26 protein-coding genes and 1 pseudogene are annotated in these 24,633 nt (G+C 60.3%); 8 read left to right on the top strand and 19 right to left on the bottom strand.

Annotated elements, in window-relative coordinates; all coding sequences use genetic code 11:
* Window positions 1-107 precede the first annotated feature (107 nt).
* Genes JQ624_RS26940 through JQ624_RS26960 form a run of 5 tightly spaced genes read right to left on the bottom strand, consistent with a single transcriptional unit; the run spans window position 108 to window position 4,664 of the window.
* Entirely contained in the window at window positions 108-947 is an 840-nt protein-coding gene (locus JQ624_RS26940) for a phosphodiesterase (protein WP_212421937.1), read from the bottom strand.
* A gap of 8 nt (window positions 948-955) precedes the next feature.
* Window positions 956-2,017 (bottom strand): ABC transporter ATP-binding protein, encoded by a 1,062-nt coding sequence (locus JQ624_RS26945; protein ID WP_212421938.1) that lies wholly within the window; start codon window positions 2,015-2,017, stop codon window positions 956-958.
* Window positions 2,014-2,799 (bottom strand): ABC transporter permease, encoded by a 786-nt coding sequence (locus JQ624_RS26950; protein ID WP_212421939.1) that lies wholly within the window; start codon window positions 2,797-2,799, stop codon window positions 2,014-2,016. Before JQ624_RS26950 ends, JQ624_RS26945 begins: the two co-directional genes overlap by 4 nt.
* A gap of 4 nt (window positions 2,800-2,803) precedes the next feature.
* Window positions 2,804-3,619 carry an ABC transporter permease gene (locus JQ624_RS26955; RefSeq protein WP_212421940.1) on the bottom strand — a complete coding sequence of 272 codons (816 nt, stop codon included), beginning with the start codon at window positions 3,617-3,619 and terminating at the stop codon, window positions 2,804-2,806.
* Window positions 3,620-3,656: 37 nt separating this feature from the next.
* Window positions 3,657-4,664 carry an ABC transporter substrate-binding protein gene (locus tag JQ624_RS26960; protein ID WP_212421941.1) on the bottom strand — a complete coding sequence of 336 codons (1,008 nt, stop codon included), beginning with the start codon at window positions 4,662-4,664 and terminating at the stop codon, window positions 3,657-3,659.
* A 185-nt stretch (window positions 4,665-4,849) separates the two neighbouring features.
* Here JQ624_RS26960 and JQ624_RS26965 point away from each other — a divergent pair, with 185 nt between their 5' ends.
* Window positions 4,850-6,004, top strand: a complete 1,155-nt coding sequence (locus tag JQ624_RS26965; RefSeq protein WP_212421942.1) for a zinc-binding dehydrogenase — start codon at window positions 4,850-4,852, stop codon at window positions 6,002-6,004.
* 12 nt (window positions 6,005-6,016) lie between these two features.
* On the opposite strand, the gene JQ624_RS26970 is transcribed toward JQ624_RS26965, so the two are convergent.
* From JQ624_RS26970 to JQ624_RS26985, 4 genes are read right to left on the bottom strand one after another with little or no spacing between them, the layout of a single operon-like run.
* Entirely contained in the window at window positions 6,017-6,832 is an 816-nt protein-coding gene (locus JQ624_RS26970; RefSeq protein WP_212421943.1) for an enoyl-CoA hydratase/isomerase family protein, read from the bottom strand.
* A 38-nt stretch (window positions 6,833-6,870) separates the two neighbouring features.
* Window positions 6,871-9,264, bottom strand: coding sequence for a xanthine dehydrogenase family protein molybdopterin-binding subunit (locus tag JQ624_RS26975; protein WP_212421944.1), 2,394 nt, complete (start codon window positions 9,262-9,264; stop codon window positions 6,871-6,873).
* Window positions 9,261-9,746, bottom strand: coding sequence for a (2Fe-2S)-binding protein (locus JQ624_RS26980; protein ID WP_212421945.1), 486 nt, complete (start codon window positions 9,744-9,746; stop codon window positions 9,261-9,263). Before JQ624_RS26980 ends, JQ624_RS26975 begins: the two co-directional genes overlap by 4 nt.
* Window positions 9,743-10,624 (bottom strand): xanthine dehydrogenase family protein subunit M, encoded by an 882-nt coding sequence (locus JQ624_RS26985; protein ID WP_212421946.1) that lies wholly within the window; start codon window positions 10,622-10,624, stop codon window positions 9,743-9,745. Before JQ624_RS26985 ends, JQ624_RS26980 begins: the two co-directional genes overlap by 4 nt.
* Window positions 10,625-10,796: 172 nt before the next feature.
* On the opposite strand from JQ624_RS26985, the gene JQ624_RS26990 reads away from it, so the two are divergent.
* The gene (locus tag JQ624_RS26990; RefSeq protein ID WP_212421947.1) at window positions 10,797-11,903 is read left to right on the top strand and encodes an LLM class flavin-dependent oxidoreductase; all 1,107 of its coding nucleotides are present in this window, start codon (window positions 10,797-10,799) and stop codon (window positions 11,901-11,903) included.
* Window positions 11,904-11,927: 24 nt separating this feature from the next.
* Window positions 11,928-12,803 carry a polysaccharide deacetylase family protein gene (locus JQ624_RS26995; protein ID WP_212421948.1) on the top strand — a complete coding sequence of 292 codons (876 nt, stop codon included), beginning with the start codon at window positions 11,928-11,930 and terminating at the stop codon, window positions 12,801-12,803.
* 53 nt (window positions 12,804-12,856) lie between these two features.
* Here the strand turns inward: JQ624_RS26995 and JQ624_RS27000 are convergent, their stop codons facing one another.
* Window positions 12,857-13,411: a flavin reductase family protein gene (locus tag JQ624_RS27000; protein ID WP_212421949.1), complete on the bottom strand. Its 555-nt coding sequence runs from the start codon at window positions 13,409-13,411 to the stop codon at window positions 12,857-12,859.
* A gap of 10 nt (window positions 13,412-13,421) precedes the next feature.
* Window positions 13,422-14,648 (bottom strand): acyl-CoA dehydrogenase family protein, encoded by a 1,227-nt coding sequence (locus JQ624_RS27005; RefSeq protein ID WP_212421950.1) that lies wholly within the window; start codon window positions 14,646-14,648, stop codon window positions 13,422-13,424.
* 302 nt (window positions 14,649-14,950) lie between these two features.
* On the opposite strand from JQ624_RS27005, the pseudogene JQ624_RS38770 reads away from it, so the two are divergent.
* A pseudogene (locus JQ624_RS38770) lies at window positions 14,951-15,031 on the top strand (hypothetical protein); the annotation flags it as partial.
* 1,068 nt (window positions 15,032-16,099) lie between these two features.
* On the opposite strand, the gene JQ624_RS27015 reads toward JQ624_RS38770, so the two are convergent.
* The 4 genes from JQ624_RS27015 to JQ624_RS27030 form a co-directional block, all read right to left on the bottom strand.
* Window positions 16,100-17,329 carry a Spy/CpxP family protein refolding chaperone gene (locus tag JQ624_RS27015; protein WP_212421951.1) on the bottom strand — a complete coding sequence of 410 codons (1,230 nt, stop codon included), beginning with the start codon at window positions 17,327-17,329 and terminating at the stop codon, window positions 16,100-16,102.
* A 429-nt stretch (window positions 17,330-17,758) separates the two neighbouring features.
* A complete protein-coding gene (locus tag JQ624_RS27020) occupies window positions 17,759-18,052 on the bottom strand; it encodes a hypothetical protein (protein ID WP_212421952.1) in 294 nt (97 codons plus the stop codon).
* A 5-nt stretch (window positions 18,053-18,057) separates the two neighbouring features.
* Entirely contained in the window at window positions 18,058-18,261 is a 204-nt protein-coding gene (locus JQ624_RS27025; protein ID WP_212421953.1) for a hypothetical protein, read from the bottom strand.
* A gap of 42 nt (window positions 18,262-18,303) precedes the next feature.
* Window positions 18,304-18,522: a hypothetical protein gene (locus JQ624_RS27030; protein WP_212421954.1), complete on the bottom strand. Its 219-nt coding sequence runs from the start codon at window positions 18,520-18,522 to the stop codon at window positions 18,304-18,306.
* A 435-nt stretch (window positions 18,523-18,957) separates the two neighbouring features.
* Here JQ624_RS27030 and JQ624_RS27035 point away from each other — a divergent pair, with 435 nt between their 5' ends.
* Window positions 18,958-19,143, top strand: coding sequence for a hypothetical protein (locus JQ624_RS27035; RefSeq protein WP_212421955.1), 186 nt, complete (start codon window positions 18,958-18,960; stop codon window positions 19,141-19,143).
* Between the two features lie 80 nt (window positions 19,144-19,223).
* Here JQ624_RS27035 and JQ624_RS27040 read toward each other — a convergent pair whose 3' ends face one another.
* Window positions 19,224-19,508 carry a hypothetical protein gene (locus JQ624_RS27040; protein WP_212421956.1) on the bottom strand — a complete coding sequence of 95 codons (285 nt, stop codon included), beginning with the start codon at window positions 19,506-19,508 and terminating at the stop codon, window positions 19,224-19,226.
* A 197-nt stretch (window positions 19,509-19,705) separates the two neighbouring features.
* Here JQ624_RS27040 and JQ624_RS27045 point away from each other — a divergent pair, with 197 nt between their 5' ends.
* Entirely contained in the window at window positions 19,706-19,927 is a 222-nt protein-coding gene (locus JQ624_RS27045) for a hypothetical protein (RefSeq protein ID WP_249130111.1), read from the top strand.
* A 9-nt stretch (window positions 19,928-19,936) separates the two neighbouring features.
* On the opposite strand, the gene JQ624_RS27050 is transcribed toward JQ624_RS27045, so the two are convergent.
* From JQ624_RS27050 to JQ624_RS27060, 3 genes are all read right to left on the bottom strand, one after another.
* Window positions 19,937-20,290, bottom strand: a complete 354-nt coding sequence (locus JQ624_RS27050; protein ID WP_212421957.1) for a phasin — start codon at window positions 20,288-20,290, stop codon at window positions 19,937-19,939.
* Between the two features lie 476 nt (window positions 20,291-20,766).
* Entirely contained in the window at window positions 20,767-20,973 is a 207-nt protein-coding gene (locus JQ624_RS27055) for a hypothetical protein (protein WP_212421958.1), read from the bottom strand.
* 159 nt (window positions 20,974-21,132) lie between these two features.
* Entirely contained in the window at window positions 21,133-22,266 is a 1,134-nt protein-coding gene (locus JQ624_RS27060) for an alpha-hydroxy acid oxidase (RefSeq protein ID WP_212421959.1), read from the bottom strand.
* 928 nt (window positions 22,267-23,194) lie between these two features.
* Between JQ624_RS27060 and JQ624_RS27065 the strand changes: the two genes are divergently transcribed.
* Both JQ624_RS27065 and JQ624_RS27070 read left to right on the top strand, forming a co-directional pair.
* Window positions 23,195-24,301, top strand: a complete 1,107-nt coding sequence (locus JQ624_RS27065) for a Fic family protein (RefSeq protein WP_249130100.1) — start codon at window positions 23,195-23,197, stop codon at window positions 24,299-24,301.
* 39 nt (window positions 24,302-24,340) lie between these two features.
* On the top strand, window positions 24,341-24,508 hold the full coding sequence (locus tag JQ624_RS27070) for a hypothetical protein (RefSeq protein WP_212421961.1): 168 nt from the start codon (window positions 24,341-24,343) through the stop codon (window positions 24,506-24,508).
* Window positions 24,509-24,633: the final 125 nt, after the last annotated feature.

The following is a 24,633-nucleotide window of genomic DNA, read 5'->3' on the forward strand; positions in this document are numbered from 1 at the left end:
GCCGCCTCTCTTGAGGAAAGATTGCGCTCGAACTCTGCGCTTTGCAATCGGTCCGGAACGTGGACTACCCCCGGGGCAGCGAATGCCGACCAAGGGGCGCGCGGTGACTAAAGGAGCTTGCCGTCCGGTCCAAAAAACGGATGCGGGCCGTCAAAGCTACCTATGGGGACTTGATGGGTGACGACCGTGCCGAATCCCTCGCCCGGAAACCAGCTATGGAGATGGAAGGCGGGCGGCTCGACCTTGAAGGAGGGTTCGCGCAGTTCGGCCAGATCGAGATCGACGGCATGGTTCGGGGCCGGGCAGATTGTGGTCGGCACGCCCGCAAACATGGTCAGTGTCGCGCGATGGACATGCCCGGTTGCGATCAGCTGCACGCGGGGATGACGGCGCACGATGGGCGCGAGATCGCCCGCGTTGAGGAGATTTTGGCGGTCCATGTGCCAAATGCCCGCCTTGAACGGGGGATGGTGCAAAAACAGCAGCGCCGGCCGGTGGGGCGACGAAGCCAGCATCCCCTCGAGCCATTGCAGTGTAGGCCCATCGAGTTCGCCATGCGGTTTTCGATGCACGCTTGAATCCAGCAAAAGCAGATCGAGGCCGGCGACCTCGATCTTCTGATTGAGCGGCCCGGACACGAAGGCGTACGAAGCGGAAGGAAACGCGGCCCGCATCAACTCGCGCGAATCGTGATTGCCGGGAATACCGGCAAACGGAAGCTTTAGTGGCGCCAGCAGCCGCTTGAGATACTGATATTCTTCAGCCGTCGGCGTGTCGGCAAGATCACCAGAGATCACCACAAAATCGGGTGTGGGGTCGAATTCGTTTAGTGTGGCAATGCATCGTTCGAGCGCCTTCGCTGTATCGACCTTGCCATAGGCAAGCGATCCCGGCGGCTTGATGTGCAGATCGGAAATCTGGGCAATATGAACCGGTTTTGGCGACATCGACCTTCTCAGTTCTCGGGCGGCAACAGGCGGACGGCGTCCGGCGAAATTGACAATCCGATCCGTTCGCCCAACCTGACTCGAACCGTATTAGGCGCGTCGACGGTGAGCAACCTGTTGGACGCGCCACTGACGACCAGCCGTTGCCTGTCACCGATGAAGCTCACGCTGTCGACAGTGCCCGAAAGCGACGCACTTCCGGCTGACGTGACGCGAATGGTTTCGGGGCGGATCATCGCGACCGCCGCCGGCATGTCCACATCGCAGTGAATCGGCTGCCGTCCGCCCGGCAACACGAGGTAGCCGCCCTCGATGGCCGCTTCGACAATATTCGCGGCGCCAATGAATTCGGCGACAAAGCGACGTCGTGGCGTGAAGTAGATCTCGCGCGGCGTGCCTATCTGGGCAATCGCTCCCTTCTGCATGACGACGACACGATCGCCGAGCTCCATGGCCTCGGACTGATCGTGGGTCACATAAATCGTGGTGATACCGAGCGCGCGCAGCAAGCGATTCAGTTCGCCGCGCAGCCGGTCGCGCAATGCGGCGTCGAGCGCCGTCAGCGGCTCGTCGAGCAACAGGATGCCCGGTCGGATCGCAACCGCGCGCGCCAGCGCCACCCGCTGCCGCTGCCCGCCGGAAAGCTGGTCGATCCGGCGGTTCTCGAGCCCGGAGATGTTGGTCAGCGCCACCAGTTCGGCGACGCGTGCCGCCCGCTCCTTGTTCGGTATCCCGCGGATCTTCAGGCCATAGCCGATATTGTCCGATACGGTCATGTTGGGGAAAAGCGCGTAGGACTGGAACACCATGCCGACGTTGCGCCGCTCGATCGGCACCGCCGTCATGTCCTTGTCGTCGAATAGCACTCTGCCGCCGGCATCGGGTAATTCGAGGCCGGCGATGATACGCAGCATGGTGGTTTTGCCGCAGCCGGAGGGGCCGAGCAGCACCAGGGTTTCACCACGGGCGATCTCAAGCGTTGCGGGTTCGAGCGCGCGCGTTCCGTCGGCAAAGGTCTTGCCGCAGGCCTCGATACGCACCGAGGCGCCGTGTCCGGCCTGCGCACTCATCTCTTCTGTTCCTTCTCGGCAAACAATTGCATGGCAACCAGCAGCGGAATGATCATCACGAAGAAGATCAACGTATAGGCCGACGCCACTTCCAGCCGCATCGAGGCGTAGCTATCAGCGAGCCCGATCGGCAGCGTCTTGGTCAGTGGCGTGTGCAGCATCCAGGTCAGGTTGAATTCGCCTAGCGACAGCGTCACCACCATCAGGCTGCCTGCCAGTATCCCCGGCACGGCGTTGGGCACGATCACATCGCGGAAGCGCCGCCATGGCGATGCGCCAAGCGACGCCGCGCCCTCGTCCAGCGTCTTGATGTCGACGGTCGCGAATACGGCCATCACCGACCGCACCATGAACGGCATGGTGAAGATGACATGGCCTGCAAGAATGAACAGCCAGGAACGGCGGAAGTCGCCAAAACCGCCATAGGTCAAGAGCAGTGCCAGCGCGATGGCCAGCCCGGGGATCGCGAGCGGCAAGGTGATGATCTCCTCGACAACGCGCGACAGGCGCCCTGCCCTTACATGCAAGGCATAGGCGGCTGGAACGCCTGCCGCGAGCGTCACGGCAAGCGTCGCAAAAGCGACCACGAATGACAGCAGAATTGTGCCGGCATAGAGCTCCCATACCTGCACGACCCATTGCAGGGTTACGCCGGACTGGATGCCGCGAAAGTAGTTCACCGTGACGCCGGCGGAAATCGACAGGATCGCCGGCACAACCAGGAATGCGGCGACCAGCAGTGTGAAAATGAGTTGGCCGGTGAAGATCAGGCGATCACGCATGGCCTCATCCAGTCGCCGCAACGGCGCTTCCGCTGAAGGAACGTGCAAGCGCAAGAATGAACCAGGTGATGATGCCAAGCCCGACCGACAGCGCGGCCGAGATCGAGAAGTTCGCGGCCAGCGTGAATTCGGTATAGATCAGCATCGGCAGTACATCGATGTTCGTCGCCAGAGTAAACGCCGTTCCGAACGCACCCATCGCGGTCGCAAACGCAATGGCGCCGGAGGCGACGAAGGCCGGCGCCAGTGCCGGCAGAACGACATCGCGCTGTACCGCCCACGGGCCCGCGCCGAGCGAACGCGCGGCTTCTTCCAGGCCGACATCGAGCTTCTGTACCGCGGCCATAATGGTAAGAATGACTCGCGGGATGGAAAAATACAGATAGCCGAGAAACAGGCCGTAGATCGAATAGGCAAAGACCAGCTTCTCACCAAACAGGCGGTTGGAGAAATCGCCGATCAGGCCCTGTCGCCCGGCGAGAAGAATGATCATGAAGCCGACCACCACGCCGGGAAACGCCAGCGGAAAGGTCAGCATCGCAATCAGGACGGCGCGCCCGGGAAAACGATGCCGCTGCAGGAACATCCCCGCAACCGTCGCTACGATAAGGGTCACGACGGTGGTCGCGGCGGCGAGCAGAACCGTGTTGACGAGGGTCGCGCGGTAACGCGGCTCACTCAGGATCGCGAGATAGCCCGCCAGCCCCTGCGGGCCTTCCGCGCCGGTCACGACCAGCCGTACCATCGGCAGCAGAAAGAACGCCACCGTCAGTACCGCTAGCGGCAGCAGGCAAAGCCAGACAAAGGACTTATGTGACATCAGAAGAAAGCGCCCGAGCGAAGGGCACCATATTGCCTCAGCGGACCTCGGCGAGATAGCGGTCGACGAAGCCTTTTTGCTTGTTTTCCATCTGTCCCCAGTCGACGTTCTTCGCGCGCGCATAGTCGCTGTCAGGCAGGAACTTCTTCTTCACGGCTTCGGGCAGGTCGATCGGCCGCGCCGGGCGCAGGTAGGCGTTGGTCCAGATCGCCTGCCCCTTGTCGGACAACAGATAGTCCAACACCTTCTTGGCCTTGTCCTTGTCGGGCGCATTCTTGACGAGGCCAACGACGTAGGGAAACACCACCGACCCTTCGCAGGGGATCACGAATTCAAAGTTGCCCTTTTCTGAATATTTCGCGCGATAGGCATTGAAATCATAGTCGAACAGAATCGGCATCTCGCCGGAGACAACCCGGGCGTAGGAAGTCTGCTTGGGAACGATCGGATCATTCTTCCGCAGATCCTTGAAGAAATTGATCGCGGGATCGAAGTTTGATTCGGAGCCACCGAGCGCCAGATTGATCGCGACCGCACCGACATAGCCGACCGCGGCCGACGACGGATCGAGATAACCGACCATGCCCTTATAGTCGGGCTTCAGAAGATCCTTCCAGCAGGCCGGCACCGGCTTGCCGCCGAGCGCGTCCTTGTTCACGAACAGGCCAAGCGTGCCGGAATGAATCGTGGTCCAGTAGCCGTCGGCATCCTTCAGACCGGCGGGGACCTGGTCCCATTTCGCCGGCTTGTAGGACTCTAGCGCATCCTGCGCTTTGGCCTTCATGCCGAAGGTGACACCGAAATAACCGATATCGCCGACAGGATTGCTCTTCTCGGCGAGGATCTGAGCCAGCGCCTGGCCGGAATTCTTGTTGTCGTGCGGGATGTCGTAGTTGAGATCGGCCTTGATCGCCTTGAGCATCGAAGCCCAGTCGGCCCATTCCGGCGGGCAATTGTAGCAGATGACGTCGGCCGCTTTGGCGGACTGCCAGGGCGCAATCAGGGACAGCGCGAGCAAGGCAAGTACAAAACGGACGGTCTTCATGGGTCACTCCGGTTTAGGGCGGCAATTGACAATCTCATCACCAACCGGTGTGCAAGTATAGGCCGCGCATGAAGGTTTTGCGACAAGGCATTTTGCTGTGCAGCAAATGTCCCCGGCGCCACCCGTATTCAGCAATTTTGTCGGCCAGCGATTTCCGGTAGCATCCGGCGCGAGAGGATACGCCCATGTACCAACCTTCAGGCGTGAAGACATCGCCGGCACTTCCCATTCCCGACCGGATGAAGGCATGGGTGCTGGGCGACCCGGAGCAGCTGTTGCTGCTTGAAAAACCCGTGCCCGTTCCGGCACGCGCCGAAGTCCTGATCCGCATCGACGCGGTTGCGATCTGCGCCACCGATCTCGAAATCATTCATTCCGGATCACCGGCCAGCATCGAAGGCGGCCTGCCCTTCAATAAGAATTTCACGCCGGGCCACGAGTATATGGGCACGGTTGCCGCGCTCGGACTCGACGTCGACGAATTCGAGATCGGAGAGCGGATCAGCGTGGAGATCCACGCCGGCTGCGGCCAGTGCAAGCGCTGCCGCCAGGGCATGTATACGTCGTGTCTGAACTACGGGAAGCCGGAGAAAGGCCATCGCGCTAACGGCTTCACGACAGACGGCGGCTTTGCCGAATATGCCGTCAATCACATCAATACACTGGCGCGGGTGCCCGACACGATGAGCGACGCCGAGGCGACGCTGGTCGTCACCGCGGGTACCTCGATGTATGGGCTGACGGAGTTGGGAGGGTTGGTTGCAGGCGAGAGCGTCGTGGTGATCGGCCCGGGGCCGATCGGACTACTCGCGGTGGCTGTTGCCAAGGCGCTCGGCGCCAGCCCGGTCATCCTGACCGGGACGCGCAACAGAAGATTGGCGATCGGCCGGGAGCTCGGCGCCGATCGCGTCGTCAATATCAACGACGAGGACGCGGTTGAGGTGGTCAGGCACCTCACCGGCGGTATCGGCGCGGACTATGTGGTCGAGTGCGCCGGCACCGAGGCGACGATCAATCAGGCCATTCACATGACCAATCGCGGCGGGAAAATCTGCCTCGCCGCGTTCCCGCACGACCCAGTCACGATGGATCTTGCGCATCTCGTGAAGAACAATATCTATGCCTATGGAATTCGTGGCGAAGGCCGCAGCGCCACCCGCCGCGCCATGGCGCTGATGGCGGAGAAGCGTTTCGACGCAACGAAAATCCATACCCACACATTTCCGTTGGCCGATCTGCCGACTGCGCTGCGATATGCCCGCGAGCGCGTCGACGATGCGATCAAGGTGGTTGTCACCAACCGGCAGGCGGGCGCGATCGCGAGTGCGGCAGCCGAATAGCGCGAACGGCAATCAACGGCCTTCGAAGTTCGGTTCCCGCTTCTCCATGAACGCCTTGATGCCCTCCTGCATGTCCTGCGTCTTGAACAGTGGCAAGAGCTGCAGATAGACGTGATGCACATGATCGGGAAACGTTTCGTTGAGTCCCATTCGCATCATGCGCTTGGCGGCCTGGACCGCCAGCGGCGCGTTGGCCGCAATCTCGCGTGCCACCTCGCGCGCCCGGCCCATCAGGGCGGCATCCGGCACGACCTCGTTGGCAAGACCCCAGTCGAGAGCTTCCCGCGCCGAGAGCGTGCGGCCGGTGAAGATCAATTCGGATGCTTTGGCCCAGCCGAGCATGCGCGGCAGAAACCACGTGCCGCCTGATTCCGGCACCACGCCGCGCTTGACGAAGGCAGCCGCCAGCTTGGCCGATTCAGCCATGATGCGAATGTCGCAGCCGAGCGCCGTATCCATGCCGTAACCCGCGGCCCCGCCATTCACGGCGCAAATCGTCGGCTTGTCCATCGCCTGCAGAACGGTCGGCGGCGTGTTGCGGAGGTCGAGCGAGGTAGCTGACGAAGCCGAACTGAGGCCATCGCCACTGCGCTCCTTACGTAAATCCAGACCGGCACAGAACGCGCGCCCATTACCGGTGAGGATGACGCAGCGAACGTCGCGATCCTCATTTGCCCTGATAAGCAGCCGCGTCAGATCATTCAGCATCGGCCCGGAAATCGTATTCATGCGCGCGGGAGCGTTGAGCGTGATGACCGCGATATGATCGGATACGTCATACAGGACTTCGTTGGACTCGGTCTGAATGGCACGGTGGGGTTGATCCATATGGCTTCTCGTTCTGGCTGATCGATCTTGTCGCCGTATTATATCCGCCCCAACGCGGTCAGGATAACCTGCGGGGTCAGCGGAATTTCTGTGATGATTGTCCCAAACGGCCGGAGTGCGTCGTTGACCGCATTGGTGACGGCCGCAGCCGCCCCCGCCGTGCCGGCCTCACCTGCGCCTTTTGCTCCCAGCTCCGACTCCAAGGTCGGCGAAACCACATGCCCGACATCGATGTCAGGCATCTCACCGGACATCGGGACCAGATAATCGGCCATATTGGCATTGGTGAGCTGGCCGCGTTCGTCATACACGCATTTCTCGAACAGTGCGGCGCCGAGGCCCTGCACCACGCCTCCCCTGATCTGCTCATCGACCAATTGTGGATTGATGATGGTGCCGCAATCCTCGACCACCCAATGCTTGAGCAGCTTCACAAAACCGGTATCGGTATCGATCTCCAACCAGGAGCCCTGAACGCCGTTGGTGAAGGCGAAGGGGTATTCGCGCGGGACAAAGTGCCTGGTAGCCATAAACTCGGGCTGGATGCCCGGCGGCAGCGTATCGGGACGAAAATAGACAATGCGCGCGAGTTCGCTCAAGTCGATCCGCGGCGTGCCATCGACGGCATCCACGACGCCATTGTTGACAATGTCGAGTTCCCCTGGCGTCGATTGCAGGACGGCGGCCGCCACGTCGAGGATGTTGTTGCGCAGTACCTTGGTGGCTTGAAGTGCGGCCTCCCCACCGATACCGGCGCCGCGCGAGGCCCAAGTGCCTCCGCCATACGGCGTATTATCGGTGTCGCCCAGAATCACACGGACGCGATCCATCGAGACGCCAAGTACGCTTCCGACGATCTGTGCCGTGAGCGATTCGGATCCCTGTCCCTGCTCAGTGATACTTGTTTGGCAGATCACTGACCCCTGCGCGTCCAGCCGCACCGCGACGCCATCCTGCGAGGAGATCTTCGCACCGCCGACGCCATAAAACGCCGCACTGGGATTGGTAACCTCGATGAAGCTCGCAATGCCGATACCACGATGGATGTTCTTCGCCCGCAGGGCGGTCTGCTCGGCGCGCAACGCGTCGTAGTCCATCATTTTGACGAGCTTGGCGAGCGCTGCATGGTGCGACAGTTGCTCGAAGCGCAAACCTGACGGCGAGGCACAGGGATAAGCGTCATCGGCAATCAGATTGCGACGACGGATCTCGATCGGATCCATGCCGATCTTCATGGCCGCCAGATCGACCAGGCCTTCCGTCACCGAGCAGGCGATCGGATGGCCAACGGCACGGTACTGGCACATCACGTTCTTGTTCTGGAACACGACGCGGGCCCGGGCGCGATAATTCCTGGTCACATAGGGGCCGCCGACGAGATTGACGACCTGATTGGCCTCGATCGCGCTGGTGCGCGGATACATCGAATAGGGCCCGATCCCCGTGAGATCGTCGATCTCGAATGCCGTGATGGTGCCATCGCGCTTGACGCCGATCTTTCCCTTGCAGCGATGGTCGCGGGCATGAATATCGGTGTTGAAGCTCTCGACCCGGTCGGCAACGAACTTGACCGGGCGCCGCAGCAGCTTGGAAAGCGCGTAGGTCGCCATCTCGTCGGCATAGATATGGACCTTGATACCGAAGGAGCCACCAACGTCCTTGCAGACCACGCGAACTTGCGATTCCTTCAAACCGAGGTGGACCGCTGCGATATTTTGCACCATATGCGGCGCCTGCGTGCCTTGATAGATGGTCAGTCTCGCTTCCGCGGCGTTCCAGTCTGCTACCACCGCGCGCGGTTCCAGCGTCACGCCGGTGTGCCGTCCGAAAACGAACTCTGCCTCCACCACCTCGTCCGATTCGGCAAAGGCCTGATCGACGGCGCCCGCATCGTGATTGCGCTCAAAAGCCAGATTGTCGCCCAGCGAGACATGGATCACGGCTGTAGCTGGATCAAGCGCGGTGCGCATGTCCGTTACGGCATCGAGCTCCTCATAATCGACCGAGACGAGCTCCGCGGCGTCCTCGGCCAGAGCGCGGCTGATCGCCACCACGGCCGCGACCGCTTCGCCCTGCCAGCACACGCGGTCAACCGCGATGGCACTTTGCGGGGCGGATTTGAGGCCCTTCAAATGCGAGAGTACGCCGACCCACGGCGTGATGACCGTCGAGAGTTCCTTGCCTGAAACGACGGCAATCACTCCCGGCATCTGCTTGGCCGCCGAAGCGTCGATACCATTGATCTTTGCGTGCGCATGCGGCGAGCGCAGGAATACGACATGCGCCATGCGCGGCAACTCCATGTCGCTGACATAGAGCCCGCGCCCCTGCATCAGCCGGTCAAGGTTCGGCCGCGGCACTGTCTTGCCGATATAGGAATTCGGACGGTCCAGCGCAGAAAGCGTTTCAGGATTTGCCTGTGTCGACGTCATGGCAAGCGTCCGGTGCGCGCCCGCGCTGTGGTCTCGATGGCGTCGATGATGGCCTGGTAGCCCGTACAGCGGCAGTAATTGCCGGAAAGATGTTCGCGGATCTGTTCTCGATCCGGACACGGCGACTGCTTCAGCAGATCCTGTGCCGCCATCAGCATTCCCGGCGTACAGAAGCCGCACTGCAATGCGTTACGCTCCCGGAATGCAGACTGCAAATCGGCAATCTCGCCGCTGTCGGAGAGACCCTCGATCGTCTCAACCGTCGCATGGTGCATCTGCACCGCAAGCAGCAAGCAGGAACGGACGATATCGCCATTGACGCGGACCGTGCATGCTCCGCACACCCCGTGTTCGCAACCGACATGCGTGCCAGTCAGCTTGAGATGGTCGCGAAGAAAATCCGCCAAATTCAGGCGCGGAAGTACGCTCGCTTCAACACGTTCACCATTAACATTCAGCGAAATCGTAACCGCAGTCGTCACGCTGATGCTCCCATGCGGAGATCAGGGCGGCCAAGCAGCGACGATACGCAACGCGCCAACAGGACCTTCGCCAGATGCCGGCGCATGGCGGGTGTCGCCTGATGATCGTCCAGAGGGTCGAGCTCTTCATCCAATGCGGAAAACGCCTCGGACAACACCGCAGACGTGATCGCGACATCGACCAGTTTGCCGGCAGACCTGGCCAGCAACGGGCGATCGCCCACGGCAAAGAAACCAAGGCGAAGATCAGTAAACCGCCCATCCCTGACGAAGGCCTGCGCTGCGAGACCCACGATTGCGTAGTCGCCATGTCGACGGGCAAACTCGTGAAAGAAATGCGTCGAATATTTCGGGGTCACCGGTAATTCAACCGCGACCAACAGTTCCTGCGGCTTGAGCGCAGTTTCGTAGATCCCGGCGAAGAACTCGCTTGCCGCGATCCGCCGCTCGCCACCCGGCCCGCGAGCAATGATCGTAGCGCCAAGCGTCAGCATGCATGCCGGCAGTTCGGAAGCCGGATCTGCGTGCGCAAGGCTTCCCCCGAGGGTGCCACGGTTGCGGATTGCAGGATGGGCAACATGGGCGACCGCATCCGTCAGCAAGGGAGCATGGGTTGCTATTTCCGGAGATTTCAATAGATCGGCGTGACGTGTCAGCGCACCGATGCTGAGGGCGCCTTCCTTCACCACAATCCCGCGCAACTCGGCCAACTCACCGATATCGACAATGAGATCGGGCGCGAGCAGGCGAAGATTCATCGCCGGCAACAGGCTCTGGCCGCCCGACAACACCTTGGCCCCTTCGCCATGCGCGGTCAGCAATTCCAGCGCATTTGCGACGCTGGTTGCGCGGGCGTAAGCGAAAGCCGAGGCCTTCATTTTTGGTGACCTCCCCGGCCAACGATCGGCATTTTTGCGGGATTAGACGGCTGAGACCGCCAAAGGTCAAGTTTGTTGTCGGGTGATTATTTCGACTTTGAGCTTGTTTTCGTGCGACGAACGACGCACGTTCCGTCCCAACAAAAAGCCTGCCTTTGGGGAAGAGCAGACCATGAAGCTTGGGTTTTTTACGATGCCGATCCATCCTGTCGACAAGGATTGGCGGCTTTCGCTCAAGGAGGACCGCGAGGCTTTCTTGCTGGCCGATGAACTCGGCTTCACTGAAGCCTACGTCGGTGAGCACGTCACCGACAAAGCGGAGAATATTACTTCCTGCATAGCTTTCATCGCGTGGCTCGCGGCGGCGACCAGGCAGATCAAGCTTGGCACCGGTACCGTCAACATGCCGAACGCACATCCGGCGGCGATTGCAGCCTCGATCGCGATGCTCGATCATATGCTCGACGGACGCCTGATCTTCGGCATCAGCCCCGGCGGCCTGCTGTCAGACGCGGAAGCGTTCGGCAATCTCGAGGCGGACAGGAATGCCATGTTCCTCGAGGCGATCAATCAGGTACTTCAGATCTGGGCCAGCGAGCCGCCCTATAATCTTCAGGGCCAATTCTGGAACATATCGGTTCAGAAGACCCTGATCGAAGACATCGGCCAGGGCTTCATTCCGCGCCCACTGCAACGGCCGCACCCACCGATCGTGGTCACGGCGGTGGCACCGTTCTCAAAGGGTGTGACGGAAGCCGCCGCACGCGGCTGGGAGCCGATCTCAGCAAATTTCCTGATGCCGGCCTGGGTGAAAAGCCACTGGCCGAAATACGTGGAGGGCTGCGAACGCGCCGGCCGTCCTGCGGATACAGCAAATTGGCGCGTTGCCAAGAGCGTGTTCGTCGCCAAGGACGCAGCAACGGCGAAGGCCTACGCCATCGATCCGAACGGGCCTTATGTTTATTACTATCGCTCGCTGTTCACCAAGCTGAAGCGCGGTGGCCGTATCGAATTGTTCAAAACGCGCCGCGATCAGCCCGACGACGAAGTGACGCTGGAATCGATCTGCGACAAGCTGATCATTCATGGCACGCCGGAGAGCGTGGCCGATCAACTGCTGGCGTTTCAGGAGGAGACCGGGCCCTTCGGCACACTGCTCTACGCCGGCAAGGATTGGAAGGATCGCGAACTCGGACGCCAGTCAATGATCCTGATGGCCGAAAAGGTCATGCCGCGCGTCAATGCCGGCGCATCCGGCTCCTCCAAGGCCGCCGAATAGTCCAGCTACACCAGGAAGCTTGCCGTGGCACTGAGCGATCGCATCCCCTATCAAGCACAGGTCGACCGACCGAAGCTGACGCTTCCCGGCGGCAAGAAGCTTGCGGTATGGGTTATCCTCAATGTCGAAGAATGGCGGATCGAGAGCGCCATGCCTCGCACAGTGCTGAGCCCGCCGATGGGTCAGCCACTATTGCCCGACGTGCCGAACTGGTCCTGGCACGAATACGGGATGCGCGCGGGCTTCTGGCGCCAATTCAAGGCGCTGACCGATCGCAAAATGCCAGTGACCCTGGCGCTCAACGCCAATGTCGTTAACACCTACCCGCGCGTCGCAGCCGCAGCGCTCGAAGCCGGCTTTGAATTCATGGGCCACGGCTTTGTTCAGGGTCCGATGCACAAGGTCGAAAGCCAGGCGGATGCCATCAAGCGCTCGGTCGAGACAATTTCGAAATTTGCAGGGAAGCCGCCACGGTCATGGGAAAGCCCCGGCCTCACGGAGACCGAGGAAACCCTTGATCTGCTTCGCCTCAACGGCATCGAGTATGTCGCGGACTGGGTAATCGACGATCTGCCGCAGGACATCGCCACGCCTCACGGCACCATCACCACGATCCCCTATTCGGTCGAAACCAACGATATCGTCATCCACGCGCTGCAGCATCTGCCTTCCGAGCAGTTCCTGAAACGCTGCACTGACCAGTTCGACCGGCTATATCTCGAAGGCGCGTCGAACGCGCGGATCATGGCTATCTCGATTCACCCCTACATCACAGGCGTTCCGCATCGCATCAAGTATCTGGAAGCGCTGCTCGACTACGTCCTAGGTCACGACGGTGTGGCACTGATGACAGCCAGCGAGATCGGCGACTGGTATCGCGCGGAGATGGCAAAGAATTAAATTGCGGGTCGACCGCAGGGCCGCGGGATCTCCAGCGAGATTCGGCGATCCGCTCACGAGGACTTGTTGCCGTCCCCGGCAATAAACCGGCCGAAGCTGCCACGCGCAAACAGTAGCGGTTCCTGCCGATTATAGGTGTAGGCCTCGACAGCGCCCAGGAAGATGATGTGGTCGCCGCCGTAATACCGATTGGCCGCGCGGCATTGGAAATTGGCGACGCTGTCGGTCAACACCGGCGCATTGCCAAGCCCCGGCGTCCAGCTCACGCCGGCGAACTTGTCCTCCGACGATTTTGCAAACTGCGATGCCAGTGCTTCCTGGGAAGCTCCGAGAACATTCACCGCGAAATGGCTGGCATTCTGGAAGATCGTGAGTCCCTGAGAAAACATCCCGAGACTCCACAATACCAGCGGCGGATTGAGCGACACCGAGGCAAACGAGTTGCAGGTCACGCCATACGGCCTTCCATCGGCCGCCATCGCCGTGACGATAGTGACGCCTGTGGCGAAAGTGCCAAGTGCATTGCGAAAGTCCCGGGGATCGATCGCCGAGTTGTCGCTGGCAAATTCATTGGCCGGATCGGCCGGATGTTTGGGTGCGTCAGACATCCGCCAGGCCTCAGAGCGTCAGATTTTCGGACGGCAGGCCCAGCGCCACGCGTCCATAGTTGGTTCCCGCCGCATCGAAATTGAATGCGAGGTGCGAATTCACCGCGTGGGCGTCGCGGAATTGCCGCTGCAGCGCGCCCGACGTGAACAGGCTGCGCGCACCGCTTGCCGCGAACAACAGCGAGACCGCTTCGGTGCAGAGCTTCACCGCGAACGCACCATCCCGCCGCAGTCTCGTCTTTGCCGCGAGGTCGGGAACATGGCCCCGCCTTGCATCGGCCATCGCATCGATGCAGTTCGTGCGCATGACGAGGCGCGCCGCATCGATCTTGGCGGAGGCCTCTGCGATCTTGATTTGGGTCGTCTGCAGGTCGCTGAGTTTGGCCCGATTGTAGGTCGAGGCCCGATGCCGCGTGAATTCGACGTAGTCATCCAGACAGGCTTGCGCATTACCCAAGCCGACACCCGACAACACGTAAGGGAAGAGAGAGAATACCGGCAGCGCATACAGCGCGTTTGGATTGACTACGCTTCCCGGCGTCGGTCCGCCGGTCAGCTCGCTGACCGCGACGGTCATTTTCTCCGCAACAAAGACATCCTCGACCCATACGTCGTTCGATCCGGTGCCACACAGTCCCGTCGCATTCCAGGTGTCGTTGATCCTGTACTCGCTCCTGTTGAGCAGGAATATACGATACTCGATGCCGTCAGCCTCATCTTCGGAAGACACCACGCCGGCAAGCATGTTCCAGTCGCAAGACTCGACACCCGAGGAGAACGGCCAGTGACCGCGAAGGACATATCCTCCATCCGCCTTTCTCGCGCGACCGGCTGGAAAGATGAAGGATGACGCGATCAGCGCATCGGCATTCCTGCTCCAGACAGCGTCCTGCGCCTGCCGGTCAAACATGCCCAGCATCCAGTGATGGCTGGCAAGATTGGCGAAATTCCACGCCACGGAGGCGTCCGCCTGCCCCAGCGCGTCGGCGCAATCGACCAGAGCGACATAGTCAAGCTCGGCCCCTCCAACGCGTTTGGGTTGCACGATTCGGAACAAGCCGGCGTCATGCAAATCGCGCTCTGTCTCCGGCGGCAGGCGCCGAAGCTCTTCCGTCCTTGAGGCACGATCGCGCAATTCTGGAATCAGGGCCTTGGCACGCGCAACCATGGCGACATAGCTGTCCGCGCCCGGCCCCGCGGACGAACCTGCTTCCGGCTTTCCGCCGTCTCCAGCCATATGTTTCCTCGCCTGCTCCGTTGCTTTGCGCCGCCCGAGCTTTGCCAGTCTACCGGCTGACCGGCAATGATCAAGGCGCACGCGAAGCATGGCTATTCCGCCACGAGCTATTGCCAAAAGCACAAAACGGCCCGTTATCCGCGAGGGCCCCCGGCCGAGCAGAGCAATTTGAGGCGCCGAACGGCCGAGCCGCTATTTCACGTCCTTGCGCCGATAAAGCGTATTTGGCCATGTCCCAAGATCCTTGGGACTGAACAGGCGCCAACCTGTGCGAATGAAGTTGTGGCTCGAGTAGACTTGTTGTCCTTTTCTCTTACAAGTTCAAAATCGCTCTCATCAAATTTGTGGGTACGCACGAAGAGTATGAAGGCCCAACGCGGTGACTCACGCGGTCGAGCCGGTTCAAGCCTCCCTTTCGAAAAATCAACGAGCCGCCCTTGTTTCGCGATGCGGCAGCCTAGCCGAGCACGGCGCGGGAATCGGCGAAACCCCCGCGACATTGAAAGCACTGGAGGGTCGCAGCGTACCGTGGCTTTGTAATCCGAAGGTTGGGAGTTCGACCCTCTTCGGCAACATTTTTGAATTCGGGTGGGCGTGCTTAGTGGTCAGGGAAGTGCCTGGAATGCATTGGTTTTGCGACTGACGAACGGCTCTCGTTGCTCTGGTGTTGTGTTCACGCTCGTCCGCCGCGAGTTCGTTTCAGCGCGTGAAATTGGATGCCGCCCCGGGCGGCAGTCTCGCGTTTCTTAGGGAGCCTGGCCGAAAGCAAGAATGTGTGGCTGGGGTGGGAGGAATTGAACCTCGAGATGGCGGATCAGAGAAAAACTTTGTTGTGCTATCGCCTGATTTCGTAGTCGGAGGCTCTCGCCCATTCGAGAATATCCAACAACCTCTTTCAGGTAAAAGCTCATTTGCGGGTGGAACGATCGGATCTCGAGGTCCGTGCTGAACTAGCGGAGTTCAGAGGATCGGAGAGAAACCGGCCTTCGGACAAGTAAGAGCGAGATTCTAGAATCTGGCGAACCGAAAATCGAATTGGAAATGGCTATATTGCGCCTTTGCAATTGAATCCCACCGGACAAAGCGCCGGAGGGAGAGCAACTGGGATCGAACCTTCTCCGCTCCCTAACTGAATAACCGGACAATGGGCGGTGCGGGGGGCCGGGGTGGCTCTCCCTCCTAGGGGTTTACTGGCACCCCAAAGTCCGCCGGCGTCCCCGGCCGCGCCCACCGGCCTCCGCAAGGCCGGCGCGACCGTCGCCGCGGAGAACGGCGCGACGCCGCATCAGCTGATGGCAATCTTCGGCTGGAATATGCTGGCGCAGGCCGAACTGACTTCATCGCGCCCCCGGGCCGTGGTCATTTGCGCCGGGCGCGAATGCAAGCCCGATCCTTGTGGGGCGGGACGTGAATGTTGGAATCGGACCACTAGCTCCCGGCCGGCTGATCCGTCAGCTCGTGCGCTTTGCCCCGATGGTCTCGAATTGAGCCTTTTGCTCGTCGCTCAGCGTTGCGAGGAAATCGTCCAGGGCCGGCCGCAACAGCTTGATCGCGTCTAGAATGGCGTCGAGCCGTGTATCGGCTGTCGCAAGGCGGTCGGGCGGATTGAGGTTCTCGTCCGGCTGGCAATTGAAATTCAGCGTGTTCCTGGCAAGCGCGCTCATCCGCTGAAGCGCGTCCAGCCCCTCACGCTGTAAGTCGTTCAGATGCAGCCTCGCCTCGATCTCGCTGCCGGGCCATGGCAGCACCTCGGGCGGCGTGCAGCTCTGAATGGCCGGAACCTTGGGCGCAAATGGTGCGCGCTGACCGGAAAACTCGGCGAGCTTCCCCTTCTGGTCGTCGTCCAACAGCTCGTAGAATGTCTCGAATGGCGTCGTTACAAACGCGATCGCGGATTTCATCGCCTCCAGGCGCTGTTGCATCGCGGCGAGTCTGCCAGACGGCGTTAGCGCGACCTCGACCGGACAGGCCGCGCGGATGATTTGGGCGGCCTTGACTGACGCGTTGGCAAGGTCGTCGAGCGCCGCGCGTTGCTCCTCGCTCAGCAGGATCCCCTGCCTGATCTGTTTGATCGGCAGACCGGCAAACTCGCTTGCATCATCGCCACAGATTTGTGCGAGCGAAGGCAGCCTGCCATGCCGCCGGCTGCGCGAGGACGCCATATAGCGGGTGAGGTCCTCGTAGCCATAGGGCGTGAATATCGCCGCGTAGATATCGCGATAGCCATAGCCCCAGAAGCCGATGCCATCGCCCCAGAGCGTGTAGTCGTAGATGTCGTAATAGGCGAACGGCCAGAACAACGGACCCACCCATCCATACCCGCCATCACCATGCTGCCACCATCCGCTCGCGCCACGGCGGCCTTGCCATCCCGCCAGCGCGGCGGCGGCTCCGACCTGCACCCGTGCCACCGGCTTTATGACCCAGTCGGCGCCGCGGGTGACATCGGCGCGCGACAACGCGCCGGTCGCCTCGTCATGGAGGTTTGCCGTTCTAACGCGCTCGCCGCGCCGGTCATACAGGCCTCGGAAAGCCAGCGAGGCAACGGATTTCACAATGCCGATGGGGCCGCCGCCAATCCGCATGTGTAGGCCTCTCGCCAGAGCGGTGCTCGACGGCGCAGTGGCCAGAAACAGGCAGGACACTCCCAGAACGACGATTCCAACAGGGAATTTCGACATTGCACCCTTCCCGGGCCGCCGATTTCTGCGAGACGAGAACGCCCGATGGAACCAAAAGTTCCGGAGGGGGACCAATCAAGGTCGAACGCCAGTTCTGCAAGATGGCTACACGCAATCCCGAAGGAAATCCAAAACGCCCGTTGTATAATTTCTAAATGGTCATTAGCTCTTAGACAGCATTCCTCCAGCATGGCGAGCTTGACCGCCTGACGACCGCCCTCCAGCGGTCATCACCTTCAAGCTAACATACTCTTCAGCGTGCGCTCCTGAAGCCCTGGAAGATTGTAGTGTCAGCGTTACGCGGCCATCGGTCGGAGCTTTCAGTTTGACGTGAGCGGGCAACATCGGCAACGTCATTGTTATTCGCGTCGACCTCGCGACTCCGATACATCCGCCGCACCTGAACTCGCGCTCATCGTTGATGTCCGGTCATTTGCCGAGCGTTGCCTTGATGCCGAGCCATACAGCCACGACAAAACCAGTTACAATCACCGTGATGACAGCCTTGAATGCATAGCTTTGTGCCTGCTCGACGCCTCTACGGCAGCGCCGCAAGTGTTGAAAGTCCGAGCGAAGCTCTTTGCGATCATCTTCGTCGATTCCAAATGAAGTCAGTGTTGTCGCGACGGCTTTGAGAACCATTGCATCGATATCGTCTCGACCAATCCTCTGTTGTTCGGCCAGAGTCTCGGCGACGATAGCTCTGACATCCGCTGCCTGCATTCTGGTCATCGCTTGATAAACCGCGCCGCGTTTTCAAAACCTCGCTTGGCGAAATAGAGCGGCACCACAAGATGCGAGGTAATCGCCCCCGAGCCCATGATCGGATCGGATGTGCCGAGGCCAAAAACCTTGTCTAAGATCCACAATTTCTTCACATAGAGAGTGGAAATCAGCCCGACAAAGGCGAGCCATATCAGAGACCCCGTCATGCCAACCTCCTGATATCGTTTGGAAGTGCAGCTCGTCCCCCACTAGCGCAACGAGCGAAGCGGCAGCGGAGAAGCGATCCCGACCGTCTGCAGGCTCTGGATTGCTTCGCCCGCGCGAGACGGCGAGACCGGCAAAATAACAGCGACGATATCGCGCCAGCTGCCGGTGATCGAAGGGTTTGTCTGCACATTGATTGATTTTGATGACACAGCAGCGGTGCCGCATGAAGCGGCACGGTGCCGCTCGAACTGAGAAAGCATTCAACATCTGTGTTCCGAACGCCATCATTCGCATCGGAGCGTCTTGTTGCGTGCGCTCAGGAGGATGTCGAGCCGCGATTGCCTGGGGACCACTGCCAGACTGACGGTCGCAATAAAGGCTCGCGGTGCATACGACCGGCTCCGCCGGTTTGCGGCCTTGACTGCGCTCCGATGGCCGGCTCTTAACAAATTGCAGAAAATTCGACGAAACGGTTTCGATAAATTGAAACTGCCCTGGCCGACAATCTCGAAACGGAAAAGCCCGCCGCCGTTTCCGGCGCGGGCTCTACGATATCGGCGATGATGCCAATGTGCCCCTGATTTGCCCGACGCGTCAAGTAGTCAAAGCAAACCAGATTCAGCACAGCGACATCAAAATCGTTGGGCCATGGATGGCGCAACCCGCGGCCCAACCGAGCGCAAGGAGGCTGTCGAATGTATTTCGTTGCTGCCGTGCTCACGATTCTGTCGGGCTTGTTCTATGCGGCAAGCCATCACGAGATCGGCTCGCTGGGTGTAACGATGTGCCAATATGGCAGCCCATTCTGCGACAATCCGCTGCTCGTGCTGGTCGCTGCGGGGTTGGCTGCGTGCTGGGGCGCATTCGTCAGCGTGCGCTGACGCGCTCGTTCAGAAGCTTGCGGACCTCGGTGATGATGCCGTTATGCCGGTGATTTGCCGGAGGTGTCAAACGTCGCGTTTTACTCCGGCGCTGGGTTTACCGGATGAACGGGCTTTGGCACGGGTGGCTCAGGCTCCACCTGCAGCTTTGGTTCGGTCGGCATGACCTTGGCCCCGGCTGCCCGCGCAGCCTCGCCGGTAGAGCTGTAACTCGCCATAAAGGCCGGCTGTACCTTCGGCTTGCTCCACGGCCCATGGTCGACGATCAGCATGCCGAGCACGCCGAGAACCGCGACTGCAATCGCTGCCTTCAGCGGCGCGCCGCCGGGTCTATTCAGACGATCTTCCGTCAAAACCTTCGCCATATAAGATCCGCGTTGATTTCCTCTGACGGGAATAAATCCCGACGATGAGGAAGGTTCCTCATCAGTCCAGCAAGGCGATGAGGGAACAAATGTTCTGACTGCGCATTGTCAGGATATCAGCCGTGGCCGGCAAATGCCGGCGACCGAGTGAGTTGCAGCACGTGAAAATCGAAACCCCAGACCCGTCGCAGCCCGGCATGGCGGAACGCGCCATTGACACGGCAACTGATGTATCGCGCACGCTCACGGAAGTGTCTGACGCGCTGCAGGCCGCGGCCGGCCGTATCAGCGACGCGATCACAGCCGCACGGCGACCGGGAATGCCGCTCGCGACCATCAGCGCGATTACCCGCGAAGCGCCGCTGGCCAGCTTGTTCATCGCCTTTCTGTTCGGCGTCGCGATCGCGCGCCGCCGCTAGCGCACCTCTTCAGAACTTGCCTTTCGTCGAATCCTTTGCAGCGGACATGACCCCGCCGGTGATCTGACGCATATGTTCGCCGGCGTTGGTAAACTGGCTGCGCAGGAATTCAGACTGGATCCGCATCGCTTCCTGAAGGTCGGTCGCATGGACCAGCTTTCGAGCATGCTCGAACGCAGCCTTCATATTCTGTTCGGTGAACGTCAGCGCCTGCCTGGAAATTTCCGTACCCGCGCCGGGCATCGACGTCATGGACTTTCCGGCGGCATCGAAGAACATGCCGAACGCCTTTTCTGCCTGATCGATGGTTTTCTCGGCCAGTTCGCGCAGCTCCGCCGGGACTTCGAGTTTCGGTTCGGTCATGGTCGCTTCTCCAATGTCGACTTTGGCAGGTTAGCACAATTCCCGGCTGCGTCTGCGTCGTATTGGACCGGGCATCCGCCGGGCACGGACCTGGTCCGCCGGCATCCGGCAGACCCAATCCCAACGGATGGCAAAAGGAATGATTTCCTTTCCTCGCGGCCCGTAGCCATACGGGTGCGACCCCGATTCCAATGGTGGCAACAGTGTGGCATAGTGATTCGGGTTAAGGACCGACTGTCGGTGGCGTTGCGTCTCTGATTTTTAAGTCTCTCTTGGGACATGGGGATAAAATGCTGCAAACGCTTCGACCGACGCCGACCTGTACGCGGTTTCAAATCAGCATTGAAATGCCTTGCATGAAATGCGGCGCACAGATGCGGCTGGCCATGATCGAGCCGCGCGACCAGAATTACGACGTCCTGACCTACCGCTGCACGCCTTGCGATTCCGGTGAGAGCTTCCTGAAGGCGCGCTGATTACGGCCCGTTCAGCACGGCGATTCCGGCCGGCGTCAGCACGAGCCCTTCGTCGCGCACTTCGACCAGGCCGAGGCCTGTCAATGTCATCAAATCTTCGTCGCTGACCGGCGACATTTTCAGGCGGCGCGCCTGAATATCCCGCAACGTCCAGCGAAGACCGATTGCCTTCTCGAGGCTGAATTGAGCGAAAGGATTTTCTGCCATTCCGGCTACTTGACCATGGGAGATCAGACTCGTGTTTGGCGACGCCGTCCTCGGCGCAGCTGATAATGCGGAGACGCCCGCCAGGTTCCCTGACGAGCGACCAACTCCGGAAATGACGGGGCTGGTTTAAGGCGAAAAGACCCGGCCCGGCTGCCCTTCTCAATAGCGATAGGGTTCGATATCCAGCAATGGAAAGGCGCTGAACACGCTCGGAAGATTCGTCGCGGTCGCCGCATGCAGGTAAGATTTGTCAAGTTCGGCAAGGCTGGTGACGCCGAGCAGTCCGAGACAGCGGATCACCTCATCTTCCAGCAGCTCCAGCATCCGCACGATGCCGGCTTCACCTGCCGCTGCGAGCGCCCAGCATTGCAGGCGGCCGATGCCAACCAGATCAGCCCCGGACGCGATTGCCTTCACGATGTCGGTGCCACGGCAGAACGAACCGTCGACCATGATCTTGGCGCGGCCGGCAACGGCGTCGACGATTTCCGGCAAGACGTGCATCGCACCGCGTCCATGGTCGAGCTGGCGGCCGCCGTGGTTCGACACATAGATCCAGTCCACGCCATTATCGAGCGCGATGGCTGCGTCTTCCGCAGTCGCAATACCCTTGATCACCAGCGGAATTTTATACTTGTCCTTGATCAGCTTCACCGTGCGCCAATCCAGCCCCTTCTGGAAATCGCCGCCGGTGGCCCGGATGCGGCTTTCGCGGACATACCGCTTGGCGATATCGCGCTCGCGCCGGCTATAATGCGCCGTGTCTACGGTCAGGCAGAATGCAGCATAACCGTTATCGATGCTGCGGCTGACAACGTCTTCGACGAAGGCGTCGTCACCGCGGACATAGAGTTGGTAAATGCGCAGCGCATTGGGTGCCGCCTTGGCGGTCGCCTCAAGTCCTGGTTCGGACACCGAGCTCAGCATGTGGGCCGCGCCGAACTGACCGGCTCCCCGCGCGACGGCCGCACCTGAATCGGGATCGAAAATCTCGAGCGCGCCGACCGGCGCAATCATGACCGGCAGGCGCAAGCGGCGGCCGAATACCTCAGTCGACCCGTCGACCTCAGCGACGTTCCTCAGCACCCGGGGACGGAATGCAATCTCGTCGAGCGCCATGCGGTTGCGGCGCATGGTGGTCTCCGTCTCCGAGGCGCCGACGATATAGTCCCATGCGTTCTGGTTGAGTCGGGAGCGGGCTTTTCGGACGAATTCGTGGAGATTCTGGAATTCTTCACCACTGGCGCCGAGTTCGACATTCCTCGACGGCCGTAGGGGGGTCCCCTCATTCATGCTGCTTCTCTCCCGTTTGGCGGCACATTAGCCGCAGATAAATGGGAAAAGCTACCGCTTTGAAACGGGTTAGGCGTTGTGCAAACGCAGGGATGTTATTCGTTTGCGAGAGGCGTCGGGATCGAGTGGGAGTTTCCCGTCCTCGAAACCAGGGAAGCAACCGGAAGCGCCGCCATCAGGGCCGGCACACTGATGAATCGCGATCTGCGCTTCCAGCATGCCATGGCAAGGGTGCCGCTAATGGATCAACGGCGGAAGTTTGTGAGGCCGGCGCTGCATGACCGAGGAACACGCCGGAGATCCTTTTCAGAAACATTCGCTGCCCTTCATAGCGCGGGGTGAACGGCGCGTTGAAAAACGGCGAGAGCGATGCACATTCAATCGAAAACAAAAATCGTGGTCCCCAACAAAATCCGCGTTGATCAAAGCGTCGAGGTGAGACCGTCGTTGCGCCAATTTCGGCGCGGGAAACACCTCAGTAGAAGTGAACGGAATGATCAAACTGGATCAAATGTCTAGTCTGCTTCGATAGCGCTGCACAAAAACTTGCGCCAGTAGGCGAGCGAATCGAAGTGCCTCGTTCGAGCGTCGTGGGATCGACTGACTGCCCGAAAAGGCGCCGGATTAAATCATTTGACGAAACGATTATGATTGCATGCGAAAGAACGGCCCGCTCCACGCTTACACCGTCTCGCCTGAATCGACGGTCAGGGACGTTTGGGTTACGTGGCCGAATTGGGTCGCAGAACCGTCCTCAGGGCGAGCTGACGAACGTACCGCTCCCGCTAACCCCGGGCTCAATCGATCGTCCGATCCTGGGATTTAGGCCCGACGCGGGAAATGGCCGCCTATTCTCCGCACAATTTGCGGACAATAGCCTTGCGGATGCGGAGAAAAGCTGGCATATTCTCCGCAAAGGATGCGGATAATGTCGAATTATATCCACCAACTAACTGATTGGCCTCACTTTTCCTGGGATTCGAACACCCTGGCAAAGCAGCTCGCCGCGGTTCGGCTGCGGCAGGGGCAGCTTATCGGCCGGATGCAGGGACTGGGCTTCCCCCAGCAGGAAGAAGCTGTCCTGACCACCCTGACCGAAGAAGTCCTCAAATCCAGCGACATCGAGGGAGAAAAGCTCGACAAGAACGCGGTGCGATCATCGCTGGCGCGGCGCCTTGGCATGGACGCGGGCGCTTTGCCGTCGGCAGATCGCGATGTCGAAGGCATTGTCGAGATGATGCTCGACGCCACTCAGAAATTCCAAGCCGAGCTTACGGCGGAGAGACTCTTCGGCTGGCATGCATCGCTCTTCCCGACGGGCCGCAGCAACATGAAGAAGATCACCGTGGGAGCCTGGCGCGACGCGTCGGCAGGACCGATGCAGGTCGTCTCCGGCGATTACGGACGCGAACGCGTGCATTACGAGGCGCCGACGGCGGAAAAGCTTGACGGCGAAATGACCGCGTTTCTCAATTGGTACAACACGGAAGAAAACATCGATCCGATCATCAAGGCCGCGATCGCGCATCTTTGGTTCGTGACCATCCACCCTTTCGAGGATGGCAACGGACGGATTGCGCGCGCCATCGCCGATATGTCGCTTGCCCGTTCCGAAGGAATCCCACAACGTTTCTACAGCATGTCCGCCCAAATACGTGCGGAACGGAAAACTTACTACGACATGCTGGGGAGCACCCAGAAGGGCGACCTCAACGTCACGTTGTGGCTTGAGTGGTTCTTAGACTGTCTCGACCGCGCCTTTAGTGGAGCTAATACTATTCTCGCAGCTGTGCTCGAAAAGACGGAATTCTGGAAGCGGCATGCCGCCGCCAGGTTCAATGACCGGCAGCGCGATATGCTCAATCGTCTGCTGGACGGATTCGAGGGAAAACTGACCTCGAGCAAATGGGCAACAATCGAGAGGTGCTCGCCCGATACGGCCTTGCGCGACATTCAAAATCTCGTTGACCAGGGCATCCTCGCCAAGGACGAAGGCGGTGGTAGAAGCACAAGCTACTCCCTCGTCTCCGCTTGAATGCCGCTCCATGACACACGTAAGGGGCGGACCGTTCCTATGAAAAAGCTCGACAACGTCGTTGCCCAGCACATCGAGCAGCGTCTCTTGCAGTCTAAGCGCCTCGAGCAAATCTTATCGGCCACCCTCCATCGCCGGAAAGAGCGAGCCGAGCCCGAACGGCATAACTACAATCCACCCCTCGCGCCGTTTCCCGATCGCCCATGAAGAGTTGGTCAGTAGAGGCCGCTCCAGAAATCGTGAGCAATGCAAGAAGCGACATGACAGCCAGCGTTTTCATGGCGCCAGCATCCGCTCCGGTTGCGACCAAAAACGTCAGTGTTCAGTGAATT

Source organism: Bradyrhizobium sp. AUGA SZCCT0283 (assembly GCF_018130385.1).
Taxonomy (GTDB): Bacteria; Pseudomonadota; Alphaproteobacteria; order Rhizobiales; family Xanthobacteraceae; genus Bradyrhizobium.

Excerpts from the sequence above, each read along its gene's own strand:
- JQ624_RS26940 (WP_212421937.1), bottom strand. The coding sequence starts at position 947 with ATGTCGCCAAAACCGGTTCATATTGCCCAGATTTCCGATCTGCACATC.
- JQ624_RS26945 (WP_212421938.1), bottom strand. The coding sequence starts at position 2,017 with ATGAGTGCGCAGGCCGGACACGGCGCCTCGGTGCGTATCGAGGCCTGC.
- JQ624_RS26950 (WP_212421939.1), bottom strand. The coding sequence starts at position 2,799 with ATGCGTGATCGCCTGATCTTCACCGGCCAACTCATTTTCACACTGCTG.
- JQ624_RS26955 (WP_212421940.1), bottom strand. The coding sequence starts at position 3,619 with ATGTCACATAAGTCCTTTGTCTGGCTTTGCCTGCTGCCGCTAGCGGTA.
- JQ624_RS26960 (WP_212421941.1), bottom strand. The coding sequence starts at position 4,664 with ATGAAGACCGTCCGTTTTGTACTTGCCTTGCTCGCGCTGTCCCTGATT.
- JQ624_RS26965 (WP_212421942.1), top strand. The coding sequence starts at position 4,850 with ATGTACCAACCTTCAGGCGTGAAGACATCGCCGGCACTTCCCATTCCC.
- JQ624_RS26970 (WP_212421943.1), bottom strand. The coding sequence starts at position 6,832 with ATGGATCAACCCCACCGTGCCATTCAGACCGAGTCCAACGAAGTCCTG.
- JQ624_RS26975 (WP_212421944.1), bottom strand. The coding sequence starts at position 9,264 with ATGACGTCGACACAGGCAAATCCTGAAACGCTTTCTGCGCTGGACCGT.
- JQ624_RS26985 (WP_212421946.1), bottom strand. The coding sequence starts at position 10,624 with ATGAAGGCCTCGGCTTTCGCTTACGCCCGCGCAACCAGCGTCGCAAAT.
- JQ624_RS26990 (WP_212421947.1), top strand. The coding sequence starts at position 10,797 with ATGAAGCTTGGGTTTTTTACGATGCCGATCCATCCTGTCGACAAGGAT.
- JQ624_RS27000 (WP_212421949.1), bottom strand. The coding sequence starts at position 13,411 with ATGTCTGACGCACCCAAACATCCGGCCGATCCGGCCAATGAATTTGCC.
- JQ624_RS27005 (WP_212421950.1), bottom strand. The coding sequence starts at position 14,648 with ATGGCTGGAGACGGCGGAAAGCCGGAAGCAGGTTCGTCCGCGGGGCCG.
- JQ624_RS27015 (WP_212421951.1), bottom strand. The coding sequence starts at position 17,329 with ATGTCGAAATTCCCTGTTGGAATCGTCGTTCTGGGAGTGTCCTGCCTG.
- JQ624_RS27020 (WP_212421952.1), bottom strand. The coding sequence starts at position 18,052 with ATGCAGGCAGCGGATGTCAGAGCTATCGTCGCCGAGACTCTGGCCGAA.
- JQ624_RS27025 (WP_212421953.1), bottom strand. The coding sequence starts at position 18,261 with ATGACGGGGTCTCTGATATGGCTCGCCTTTGTCGGGCTGATTTCCACT.
- JQ624_RS27030 (WP_212421954.1), bottom strand. The coding sequence starts at position 18,522 with ATGCTTTCTCAGTTCGAGCGGCACCGTGCCGCTTCATGCGGCACCGCT.
- JQ624_RS27035 (WP_212421955.1), top strand. The coding sequence starts at position 18,958 with ATGTATTTCGTTGCTGCCGTGCTCACGATTCTGTCGGGCTTGTTCTAT.
- JQ624_RS27040 (WP_212421956.1), bottom strand. The coding sequence starts at position 19,508 with ATGGCGAAGGTTTTGACGGAAGATCGTCTGAATAGACCCGGCGGCGCG.
- JQ624_RS27045 (WP_249130111.1), top strand. The coding sequence starts at position 19,706 with ATGGCGGAACGCGCCATTGACACGGCAACTGATGTATCGCGCACGCTC.
- JQ624_RS27050 (WP_212421957.1), bottom strand. The coding sequence starts at position 20,290 with ATGACCGAACCGAAACTCGAAGTCCCGGCGGAGCTGCGCGAACTGGCC.
- JQ624_RS27055 (WP_212421958.1), bottom strand. The coding sequence starts at position 20,973 with ATGGCAGAAAATCCTTTCGCTCAATTCAGCCTCGAGAAGGCAATCGGT.
- JQ624_RS27060 (WP_212421959.1), bottom strand. The coding sequence starts at position 22,266 with ATGAATGAGGGGACCCCCCTACGGCCGTCGAGGAATGTCGAACTCGGC.
- JQ624_RS27065 (WP_249130100.1), top strand. The coding sequence starts at position 23,195 with ATGTCGAATTATATCCACCAACTAACTGATTGGCCTCACTTTTCCTGG.
- JQ624_RS27070 (WP_212421961.1), top strand. The coding sequence starts at position 24,341 with ATGAAAAAGCTCGACAACGTCGTTGCCCAGCACATCGAGCAGCGTCTC.